12 protein-coding genes and 1 pseudogene are annotated in these 10,215 nt (G+C 70.7%); 6 read left to right on the forward strand and 7 right to left on the reverse strand.

Going from position 1 to position 10,215, the window contains the following annotated elements; genetic code table 11:
* The first annotated feature begins 192 nt into the window (after positions 1–192).
* Positions 193–1,125: an NAD(P)-dependent oxidoreductase gene (locus AOK08_RS13775; RefSeq protein ID WP_055525827.1), complete on the forward strand. Its 933-nt coding sequence runs from the start codon at positions 193–195 to the stop codon at positions 1,123–1,125.
* 27 nt (positions 1,126–1,152) lie between these two features.
* Here AOK08_RS13775 and AOK08_RS13780 read toward each other — a convergent pair whose 3' ends face one another.
* The gene (locus tag AOK08_RS13780; RefSeq protein WP_055525828.1) at positions 1,153–1,398 is read right to left on the reverse strand and encodes a hypothetical protein; all 246 of its coding nucleotides are present in this window, start codon (positions 1,396–1,398) and stop codon (positions 1,153–1,155) included.
* Positions 1,399–1,739: 341 nt separating this feature from the next.
* On the opposite strand from AOK08_RS13780, the gene AOK08_RS13785 reads away from it, so the two are divergent.
* The gene (locus AOK08_RS13785; RefSeq protein WP_055525829.1) at positions 1,740–2,993 is read left to right on the forward strand and encodes a M4 family metallopeptidase; all 1,254 of its coding nucleotides are present in this window, start codon (positions 1,740–1,742) and stop codon (positions 2,991–2,993) included.
* Complete coding sequence (locus tag AOK08_RS13790; RefSeq protein ID WP_055525830.1) at positions 2,990–3,292, forward strand: protealysin inhibitor emfourin; 303 nt, start codon at positions 2,990–2,992, stop codon at positions 3,290–3,292. The genes AOK08_RS13785 and AOK08_RS13790 overlap by 4 nt, the downstream gene beginning before the upstream one ends.
* Before the next feature lie 154 nt (positions 3,293–3,446).
* On the opposite strand, the gene AOK08_RS45695 is transcribed toward AOK08_RS13790, so the two are convergent.
* A complete protein-coding gene (locus AOK08_RS45695) occupies positions 3,447–4,244 on the reverse strand; it encodes a hypothetical protein (protein ID WP_055525831.1) in 798 nt (265 codons plus the stop codon).
* Positions 4,245–4,495: 251 nt separating this feature from the next.
* Entirely contained in the window at positions 4,496–4,918 is a 423-nt protein-coding gene (locus tag AOK08_RS13800) for a hypothetical protein (RefSeq protein WP_055525832.1), read from the reverse strand.
* A gap of 209 nt (positions 4,919–5,127) precedes the next feature.
* Between AOK08_RS13800 and AOK08_RS13805 the strand changes: the two genes are divergently transcribed.
* Genes AOK08_RS13805 through AOK08_RS13815 form a run of 3 tightly spaced genes read left to right on the forward strand, consistent with a single transcriptional unit; the run spans position 5,128 to position 7,657 of the window.
* Positions 5,128–6,276 carry an ABC transporter ATP-binding protein gene (locus AOK08_RS13805; protein ID WP_079054009.1) on the forward strand — a complete coding sequence of 383 codons (1,149 nt, stop codon included), beginning with the start codon at positions 5,128–5,130 and terminating at the stop codon, positions 6,274–6,276.
* Positions 6,273–6,992, forward strand: coding sequence for an ABC transporter permease (locus AOK08_RS13810; protein WP_055525834.1), 720 nt, complete (start codon positions 6,273–6,275; stop codon positions 6,990–6,992). Before AOK08_RS13805 ends, AOK08_RS13810 begins: the two co-directional genes overlap by 4 nt.
* On the forward strand, positions 6,989–7,657 hold the full coding sequence (locus AOK08_RS13815) for an ABC transporter permease (RefSeq protein WP_055525835.1): 669 nt from the start codon (positions 6,989–6,991) through the stop codon (positions 7,655–7,657). Before AOK08_RS13810 ends, AOK08_RS13815 begins: the two co-directional genes overlap by 4 nt.
* A gap of 130 nt (positions 7,658–7,787) precedes the next feature.
* Here AOK08_RS13815 and AOK08_RS13820 read toward each other — a convergent pair whose 3' ends face one another.
* From AOK08_RS13820 to AOK08_RS47260, 4 genes and pseudogenes are all read right to left on the reverse strand, one after another.
* Positions 7,788–8,387, reverse strand: a complete 600-nt coding sequence (locus tag AOK08_RS13820; protein ID WP_055525836.1) for a GTP-binding protein — start codon at positions 8,385–8,387, stop codon at positions 7,788–7,790.
* On the reverse strand, positions 8,374–8,817 hold the full coding sequence (locus tag AOK08_RS13825) for a DUF742 domain-containing protein (RefSeq protein WP_055525837.1): 444 nt from the start codon (positions 8,815–8,817) through the stop codon (positions 8,374–8,376). The genes AOK08_RS13820 and AOK08_RS13825 overlap by 14 nt, the downstream gene beginning before the upstream one ends.
* 70 nt (positions 8,818–8,887) lie before the next feature.
* On the reverse strand, positions 8,888–9,364 hold the full coding sequence (locus tag AOK08_RS13830) for a roadblock/LC7 domain-containing protein (protein WP_055525838.1): 477 nt from the start codon (positions 9,362–9,364) through the stop codon (positions 8,888–8,890).
* A pseudogene (locus tag AOK08_RS47260) lies at positions 9,361–10,215 on the reverse strand (histidine kinase); the annotation flags it as partial. The pseudogene AOK08_RS47260 and the gene AOK08_RS13830, both read right to left, overlap by 4 nt.

The following is a 10,215-nucleotide window of genomic DNA, read 5'->3' on the forward strand; positions in this document are numbered from 1 at the left end:
GGGCTGTCGTCGTCGCCGCGGGGGCCGGGGCGGTGCCCAGCACACAGAGGGCCAGTGCGGTCAGGAGGCCGCTCGCTGACTTGAGTGCCGGTGTCACGGCCGGCTCCGGTTCGCTGATTTATCCATCGCGCGGAATCCTGGTGGATGGATTCACCCACCGGCAAGACCCCGTCGACTTGGTTTACTGGCTCCATGACCGACACCGACAGCGACACCGACAGCAAGAGCGGCGCCACCCTCACCGTCGCCGTCCTCGGCACCGGCATCATGGGCGCCGCCATGGCCCGTAACCTCGCCCGTTCCGGTCACGCCGTCCGGGTGTGGAACCGGACCCGCGCCAAGGCCGAGCCGCTGGCCGCCGAGAGCGGGATCCTGGTCGCCGACACGCCCGCCGACGCGGTACGGGACGCGGATGTCGTCCTGACCATGCTGTACGACGGTGCCGCCGTCCGGGAGGTCATGCGCGAGGCCGCGCCCGCGCTCCGGCCGGGGGCGGCCTGGGTCCAGTCGACCACCGCCGGGGTGGACGCGATCAGTGAACTTGGCGTGCTGGCAGGGGAATTGGGGCTCGTCCTGTTCGACGCGCCCGTGCTGGGGACCCGGCAGCCCGCCGAGGCCGGGCAGTTGCTCGTGCTCGCCGCCGGGCCCGTGGAGCACCGGGAGGCCGTCGCGCCCGTCCTCGACGCGGTCGGCGCCCGTACGGTGTGGACCGGCGCGGACGGCGGGGCGGGCAGCGCCACGCGGCTCAAGCTCGTCGCCAACAGCTGGGTGCTCGCCGCCACCAGCGCGACCGGTGAGGTGCTGGCCCTGGCCCAGGCTCTCGGGGTCGACCCGCAGAGCTTCTTCGACGCGATCGCCGGGGGGCCGCTCGACATGGGCTATCTGCGGGCCAAGGCCGGCCTGATCCTGGACGACAAGCTGACTCCGGCGAGTTTCGCGGTGTCCACGGCCGCGAAGGACGCCCGGTTGATCGTCGAGGCGGGCGAGCGGAACGGCGTACGGCTCGACGTTGCCGCCGCGAGCGCCGAACGGTTCCGGCGTGCCGCCGAACAGGGGCACGGGGACGAGGACATGGCCGCCGCGTACTTCGCGTCCTTCGAGCCCGAGGGTTCCGAGGAGAAGTAGACGGGCCTTGTTCGGCCCACCCGTACGTCAGCCCACCCGGACCTTTCGGCTGCCGCAGGTGGCGCATACGGCGTCGGTCAGCGGGGAGTGCATGGCGCGGCCGTCCTCGTCGACGTACTCCATCGGGTTGAGGCAGCCGGCCGGGTCGGGGAGGAGGACGACGACGTCGAAGGTGCGCTTCCAGGCCGCGCCGCAGGCGAGGCAGCGGAAGGCGAAGGTCTCGGTGAGGTTGTCGGTCCTCCGCGGGCCGGAGTTCTCGTTCGGGCCGGGCATGCGGACTCCCTCTGAGGGTGGACGGGGTCCCAGGCCAGCAACTCCGGGCCCGGACCGCCACCGGCGAGGGCCGTCCGGGTGAGACGGGACGGGGCGGCGGCTCCGGGCGCGGTTTTCGTGCTGCGTTTGCCAGGGGTCGGCGTCGGCAGGAGACTGTTTGTGGCTGCCTTTTCCTGTGCCTTGTGCCTGAGCCTTGGGCCTTGCGCGTTGTGTCTTGTGCGTTTGTGCCTTGTGCTTTTTTTCTTGCCTTTTCTCTGTGATGGCCCGGATGTTCCGCCCGGTTTCCCCGGGAATTCAGATGACCACTGTCACCGGCACTCCCATCGCACAGGAGGTATGTCATGAGCAGAACCCGTCGAGTGAACTGCATCATCCCGCCGCACCTTCTCGACAAGCTTCTGGACAGCGAGCACACGGGGGTTCGCAAAGCAGCCCTCGACACCATGCTGACCACCGCCCGGCTGCGTGGTGAACGAGGGCTCCGGGCGTCCTTCGTCGGTGCCGCCTCCGCCGGGAACGGCAGGCGGACCGTCTTCGACTGCCAGCAGGGCAGGCTCCTGCCCACCGCCACGCTGGCCCAGTCGGAGGACGGAGCGGCGTCCACGGACGAATCCGTCCGGCGGGCGTTCGACGGACTCGGCACGACACGCGACTTCTACCGCACCGTGCTGCAACGGAATTCGGTCGACGACCGGGGAATGCGGCTGGACGGATACGTCCACTTCGACGTGAAGTTCAACAACGCGTTCTGGGACGGCCGGCAGATGGTCTTCGGTGACGGGGACGGAACCCTGTTCACCGACTTCACCAGATCACTCGATGTGATCGCCCACGAACTGACGCACGCGGTCACGGAGTTCACGGCGGGACTCGCCTACCACGGCCAGTCCGGCGCGCTGAACGAGTCGATGTCGGACGTCTTCGGCTCGGTGGTCAAGCAGTGGTCGCTGAACCAGTCGGCGGAGGTGGCGGACTGGCTGATCGGGGCCGAGGTCTTCACCCCGGAGATCGACGCCGACGCCCTGCGGTCGATGAAGGCGCCGGGGCACGCGTACGACAACGAACTGTTCGGCAAGGACCCCCAGCCGGACCACATGAGCCACTTCGCCCACCTGCCGGACAACGAGCGCGGGGACTTCGGCGGGGTGCACATCAACTCCGGCATCCCGAACAAGGCGTTCTACCTGACGGCGACGAACATCGGCGGGTCCTCGTGGGGGGCTCCCGCGCTCATCTGGTACGAGTCGCTCAAGGCATCCAGCATCGACACGCAGTTCCAGGGGTTCGCGGACACCACCCACCAGAAGGCCGAGGAACTGTACGGGGCCGGCAGCAACGAGCAACTGGCCGTGCTGGCGGCGTGGCAGGAGGTCGGCATCCAGGTCAGCGGGGTCCCGGCCGGGGTCGCGCGGGATCTGGGCCGCGCCGGCCGCAACGGCGCGCCGGGCCGCACGGCCGGCCAGGACACCGGCGGGGCGGCCCGCGACGACGGACTGACCGCCCTGAACCGGCAGATCGACGCGCTGGCCTCCCAGGTGGCGAGCCTGTCCAAGGCCATGACCGCGATGCAGCGGGAACACGTGACCCGCGGATGAAGGTGACTCTGGAGAAACACGGCGGGCTGGCGGCTGCGATTCAACTCCGCCTCCCGCCGAAGGAGTTGGACTCCGCCGCCCTGCCCGCGAACGATGCGGCGGAGCTGGCCGGGCTGGTCGCCGAGGCGGTTTCGGCCGGGCCGGCCGCCGAGGAGGACCGGCCCGGCCGGGCGCGGGACGCGATGAGCTACACGATCACCGTGGAGGAGGACGGTCGTTCCACCACCGTCCTCACCCAGTCGGACACCGCCATGTCCCCGGGTTTCGCGGCGTTGCTGCGGTGGCTCGAGACTCACTAGCCCGCGCCCCGGTTGATCTTCGACCACTTGCCGCGCGGCCTGCGCGGCGGTGAACGCATCACACGGGGCCGCCCCGCCGACGGCCACGGGCCCGCCCCGCCGACGGTCCATTCCGGACGTCGACGGGGCGGGCCACCGGGCTAGCCGGTCCGTGTCACTGGACCATGTCCTCCATGCTCCCCATCTCCATTGCCGTGTCCGCCCCCGTCAGGCCCCCTGGTGCGGGCAGGGCAGGCAGGGCGGGCAGCGGGGCCGGGGGCAGGTCCAGCGGGGGCATGTGCGACCGGTGGGGCACTTCCACCGGCAGGGGCGGCAGGCTGCCCAGGAGGCCTCCGAGGAGGCCGGTGAGGGTGTCGAGCAGGCCGCCCACCAGGCCCGTGACCGTGCCCAACAGGCCGCCGACCAGGCCGGTCACCGAGTCGAGGAGACCGCTGAGCGTGGCCTGGAGCTGGTCCAGGAGGTCCGAGATCGGGTCCGCCATGGCCGCCGCCGCCCTGTTGGACGTGCCGGTCCGTTCCGCCAGACGCTGCTTGAGCGAGACCTTCGCCGTCTCGACCGCCTTGGCGAACCCCGCCGCCTGGGCCGCGGTCATACGACCCGTGCCGGTCTGCTCGGTGAGGTCGGTCAGGACGTTCAGTACCGGGGCGAGTACGTCGGTGCGGTCGGCGCGGTCGAGAGCGCCGAGCCGCTTGAGCATCCGGTCCGTGGAGGTGGAGGACCTGGAGGCCGACCAGAAGTTGGGTGAGGTGAAGGAAGTCAGGTACGTGGTGGGGGACTTGGGGGACCACGACGTGTGGGCGCCGATGGAGGTGTAGGCGTCCCGTCCTGCGTCGGTGACGGCGGCGGCCGTGCCGACCGGGCCGAATATCAGCGCGGCACAGACGACGGACGACGGGAGGAGAAGCCCGCGGGAGCGGGGGCCGAGGCCGGAACGGGAAACGAGGGCGCGCATGCGCAGTCCTTTCAAGAGCTGCTTTCTTTGGGCCCACGGTGAGAACACCGGACACGGGCCGCAACCGCTCGCGTACTGCCGGTAGTCCCGGAAATCCCGGCCCGGCTCCCTGACACCATGGCTGACCTGCGCGTTTCCCGGTGCTTCGCCTTGATTCGCGACATGTGGCCATTCGGCCGTCAGGGGGTTTCCCGGCTTCTCCCGGGGCATACGGCCCCGGGGCGACGAGGCTCCGCCACAGGCTCACAACCTCACAGCTGGCCCCACCACCAGGGTTCGTCGGCGTGGTCGGACCGGAGGATCCTGGCCCGGTCCAGGATCGTGCGGTCCAACTTCCTTACGAGTGTGCGCAGTTCGCGGGCACTCTTCCTGGGCAGGGCATGGATCACGTCTTCGAGGTGGTCGCGGAAGTATCCAGGGCAGCATCCGCACCAGGGGATACCGCATGCCTGCGCCGGGAACGGCTCGGCGAGCCGGCGCAGCGGCCCGTACGCCAGAAGCCTCCACTGTGAGTAGGCCTCCGCTGTCGACTCCGGCCAGTGGCGGCTCAGTTCGAGCCGGCGGATGTCGGCCGTACAGGAGCCGGAGAGACCATCGATGGAGGCGTACCGCTGCCGGTGCTCGCCCCGGAACTGAATCTCGCCCCGCAGGGCGGACGGGCGCCTACGCGGCACTGCCCTTTCGGTTGTCGGTCATGCGGGGCACGGTATCCGTCGGGGCGGCCGGGCGCCACGGAATATCTGGTGGATCCAGGGCGCTTCGCGCACCTCTCTCCCGCCGAAAGGTCCGAAACGTGCGCGGTCTAGACTCTCCCCGCAACGGCCCGAAACTCGGCTGGTCGAGGGTGGGCGGAATCAGTCAGACCCGAAGGGTATTCGGCGTTTTGATACGGATAGATTCAGTCACCAAGCGCTACCCGGACGGCACGGTGGCCGTGGACCGGCTGTCCCTCGACATACCGGACCGCTCGATCACCGTCCTCGTCGGCCCCTCGGGCTGCGGCAAGACGACCACCCTGCGGATGATCAACCGGATGGTCGAGCCCAGCGAGGGCACGATCCTCATCGACGGTGTCGACAGCCGGCAGCAGTCCGTCAACACCCTGCGCCGGGGCATGGGTTACGTCATCCAGAACGCCGGGCTCTTCCAGCACCGGACGGTTGTCGACAACATCGCCACCGTGCCCCGGATGCTCGGCTGGAGCAAGGACAAGGCCCGTGCGCGAGCCCGGGAGCTGATGGAACGGGTCGGGCTCGACGCCTCGTTCGCCAAGCGGTACCCCTACCAGCTCTCCGGTGGCCAGCAGCAGCGCGTCGGCGTGGCACGGGCCCTGGCCGCCGATCCTCCGGTGCTGCTGATGGACGAGCCGTTCTCCGCCGTCGACCCCGTGGTCCGGAAGGGGCTTCAGGATGAACTCCTGCGGCTTCAGGCGGAGTTGGGCAAGACCATCGTCTTCGTCACGCATGACATCGACGAGGCGGTCAAGCTCGGCACGATGGTCGCCGTGCTGCGTACCGGCGGCCGGCTCGCCCAGTTCGCGCCGCCCGCCGAGCTGCTGTCCGACCCCGCCGACGCGTTCGTCGAGGACTTCCTCGGCGCCGACCGGGGCATCCGGCGGTTGTCGTTCTTCTCGTCGGGGGGACTTGATCTGCTCACCGCCCCGGTCGTCGCGGTCGACGCCACCGCCGAGCAGATCGCCTGCCGCGCCGCGTCCGACGTCCCCTATCTCCTCGTCACCGGTCTCGACGGCCGTCCGCTCGGCTGGAGCGAGCCCGGCGCGCTGACGGCGGGACGGGTCGACGTCGGCCAACTGCTGCCGTACGGGCGGCCGTTCGTCGCCGGGAAGGACTCGCTGCGGGCCGCGCTCGACTGTGCCGTGCTGTCGCCCACCGGCTGGGCGGTCGCCGTGGACGCGGAGGGCCGGGCGGCCGGAGTCGTCTCGCAGACGGCCATCGGCGAGGCCATCCGGGGCGCCCACGCTCATGCCAGCGCCCACGCCGCTTCGGTGGACCCGAAGGCCGCCACCCGGTGAACCGCTTCTTCGACATCCCCAGCGACCTCCAGCACGACTGGCTCGGCCTCATCGTGGTCCATCTGCGCGAGGCCCTGCTGCCGGTGCTCGGTGGGCTGCTGCTGGCGCTTCCGCTGGCCCAACTGTGCGTCCGGCTGCGCTGGTTGTACCCGCCCGTGCTGTGGGTGACGACCGTGCTCTACGCCATCCCGTCGCTCGCCTTCTTCGTCGTCCTCATCGACTACACGGGGCAGACCGAACTGACGGTGATGATCCCGCTCACCGTCTACAGCCTGGTCGTGCTCGTCCCGGCGATCGTCGACGGCGTCCGTTCGGTCCCGCAGGAGACCCTCGCCGCCGCGACCGCCATGGGCTTCGGACCCGTACGCCGTTACGTCCAGGTCCAGTTGCCGATCGCGGTGCCCGCCATCCTCGCCGGTCTGCGGGTCGCCACCGTGTCCAGCATCAGCCTCGTCAGCGTCGGCATGCTGATCGGCAACCAGGGCGCCCTCGGCAATCTGCTGCACGACGCGCAGATCTACAACCGGCCCGAGCTCGCCTGGAACTCCGTGATCACCAGCGCCGCCCTCGCGGTGCTCGCGGACGGCGCGCTGGTCGTCGTACGCGTCCTGCTCACCCCCTGGATGCCGGGCGCCAAGCGCGGCGCGAAGTCCAGGACCGCCGGGGCCCGGCCCGAGTCGGCGGCCGTGCCCGCACTGGAGGACGCAGCCCGGTGAACGTCATCAACTTCGTCAGCTCCTTCTTCGGCGAGAGCGCGCACTGGCACGGGTACGACGGCATTCCGACCCGGCTGTGGGAGCACGTCCAGTACTCCCTGGAGGCGCTCGTCCTCGCCGCCGCGATCGGGCTGCCGATCGGCCTGCTCACCGGTCACTACGGGCGCGGCGGCAACGTCCTCTCCCTGGTGGCCACCGCCGGCCGCGCACTGCCCACCTTCGGCCTGCTGGTGGTGACGACCATTGCGCTCGGGTTCGGCATGCTGCCGGTGATGGTGCCGCTGATCGTCCTCGCGGTACCGCCGATCCTGGTCACCACGTACGAGGCGATGCGGTCCGTGGATCCGCCGCCCGTGGACGCCGCGCGGGGCATGGGCATGAGCGAGTCCGGCATCATGCTGCGCGTCGAACTGCCCGCCGCGCTCCCGCTGATCCTCGGCGGGCTGCGCTCGGCGGCCATCCAGATCGTCTCCACGGCCACCATCGCCGCGTACGTCAGCCTCGGCGGCCTCGGCCGCTACATCGTCGACGGTCTCTACCAGCACGACTACGAGAAGGTGGTGGGCGGCGCGACCTTGGTGGCGGGCATGGCCCTCGCCACGCTGGGCCTGTTCTGGGCACTGGGCCGGGCGGCGGTCTCCCCGGGAGTACGGCGCAGCAACTGAGGCAACTGACTTCAGGGGCAACTGGGTTCAGGTGCGACCGACCTCAGCCCGACCCACCCAGGAGCGCGGGGAACTGCGCGACCAGCCACAACGGACCCGCAGTTCCCCACAACCGCACGTACGTACGTTCTTACCCGCCGCTCCGGGCCAGCGCCTGCTCCAGTACAACCAGCAGAGCGTCCCGCACTGAACCCCGCTCCCGCGCGTCGAACACCAGCAGCGGCACTCCCTCCGACACATCGAGGGCCCAGCGGACCTCGTCCAGCGTGTGCGCCGTCCGCCCGTCGAACGCGTTCACGGCGACGGCGAAAGGTATCTGCTTGTGCTCGAAGTAGTCGACGGCGGCATAACAGTCGTCGAGACGGCGGGTGTCCACGATGACCAGCCCGCCGATCGCGCCCTCCACGATGTCGTCCCACATGAACCCGAACCGTTCCTGTCCGGGCGTGCCGAACAGATACAGCTTCAGTGTCGGGTCGATGGTGATGCAGCCGAAGTCCATCGCGACCGTGGTGGTGGTCTTGGCCGGGGTGTGGCTCAGGTCGTCCACGCCCGCCGCGACCTCGGTGATGGCGGCCTCGGTGGTCAGCGGCTCGATCTCCGAGATCGAACCGACGGCGGTGGTCTTGCCCACGCCGAAACCACCCGCGATCACCAGTTTCACCGGCAACGGCGGCCGTACGGCGGCCTGTCCGGCCGAGGTGCGGGCCAGCGGTTCAGTCGGTGTCACGGAGTACCCTCCGGGAGTCGGGGATGGCCCGGAGGCCATCGATAACCCTGCGCAGAACGGACGCGTCGTGGGTGACGCCGGCGTCGGGCACGTGCACCGACAACTGTCCGGCGGTCCGGAGATCCTCGGCGAGGACCCGCACCACGTTCAGGTGCAGCCGCAGCCTGGCCGCGATCTCCGCGATGGACTGCGGTACGCGGCAGGCGGCGACGATGTCATGCTGCTCGAAGGAGAGCCGGTGGAGCGCGTCGAGCCCACCGGTGGTGGCCACCAACTGGGTCTCCACGGGCATCGTCCGCCCGGACGACGCCTCGCCCGCGGCGCCCGCGACCCGTCCGGCGGTGACCAGAAAGGGTCGTACGGCGGACGCGGGACCGACCGGACCGACGTCGCCCTCTCCGGCCCCGCGCACTGTGCGGCCGTCCGCCATCGGTCTTCGCTCTCTCTACGGTCTCTACGGTATCTACTGTTTTTACGTTCTCGGTACGACTGGCACGCGTTCAGCGGGTGCGTGTGGCGCCGACGCTGTTCTTCAGTTCGAGGACGAGCTGCGGGCTGAGCGCGCTGCCGGCGCGGTTGGCGAACACCGTCATCTCGTAGGCGATGTTGCCCAGCTTGGCCTCCTTGCCGGTGACCACGCCGAGTACGGCGCCGCTGCCGATCGCGGAGACCAGGACATGGCCGCCCTCCAGATCGATGATGACCTTGTTCAGGCCGCCCAGACCGTAGTTGCCGGAGGCGCCCGCGGCGAGGCTGGTGATGCCCGAGACGATCGCGGCCAGCCGTTCCGAGTCGGCGTGCTCGCGCAGTGCCGACACGGCGATCAGCAGGCCGTCGGAGGACACCGCGATGGCGTCCACGACTCCCGCTGTCTCGGTGGCGAAACGGCTCAGCAGCCAGGTGAAGTCGTCTGCGGCGGCCCGCAGATCGATCGGGTTGGGGTCTCCGGCGGGAGTCTCACCTGTCGACGTGCTCACTGCTCGGCTCCTTCCGGAGGGTGGGGGTTGTCCCTGACGATGATCGGGTCGGACGGTTCTGTCCGGTCGGTCGGGTCGGTCGGGTCGGTCGAAACTTCATGCCGGTGGTCGCCTTGGCGGGCGACCGGGTCCTGGGTGGGGCGAGGGCGAGGGTGCTCGCCGGTGTCTCGGTGCGCGCGGGCCACGGCCGCCTCGAACTCCTCCAGCGAATCGCGTACGGCGTCCGCGTCGGCGGGCCGGGGCGCCTGTCGCGCGGCCTGCTGGGCGGCGGCGTCGGGGGTCGTCCGCAGTGTCGCTCCGCGCACTCGTCGGCGGAGCGGACGGGAGCCGTCGGGACCGACGGCGAAGGGGTCGGCCCCGGTGGGGAGGGCTCCCGGTCCGTCTGTCGCACGGGTGTGCGGCGGGGGCTCGTGCGCGGCGCGGGGCGCCGGGATTCCGGTGCTGTCCGGGTGGACGCGGAAGGCGGGCTCGGCAAGGTCGGCGCGGGGCGTGGAAGCCGGCAGGGGGGCGCGGCTGCCCGGCACGGACCCGGTGGCCGTCGGAAATTCCGGCCGCGAAGGGACGCCGTACGACGGGGAGTTCGCCGTACGGGTCGTGGCGCCGGTGGCCGGACCGGGCTCGTACGAGTGGCCGTAGGGGCCGGTCGCAGCCGCACGGCCGACGGGACCGGGTTCGGTCGTCAGGGCGGAGACACCGGCCGGCGCACCGACGCCGGTGCCGTTGCCGTTGCCGTTGCCGGTGTCGGCGGTCGCCTCCGCGGGGAGCGGGAACCTGGCGGCGGCCGTCGAGGATCCGACCGACCCGGGAGCGGCAGCGTCGGCAGCGGCCGAGGACCCGGCGGATGCGGCGGA

Origin of the sequence: Streptomyces graminilatus, from assembly GCF_001418565.1 — a bacterium.
Classification (GTDB): domain Bacteria; phylum Actinomycetota; class Actinomycetes; order Streptomycetales; family Streptomycetaceae; genus Streptomyces; species Streptomyces graminilatus.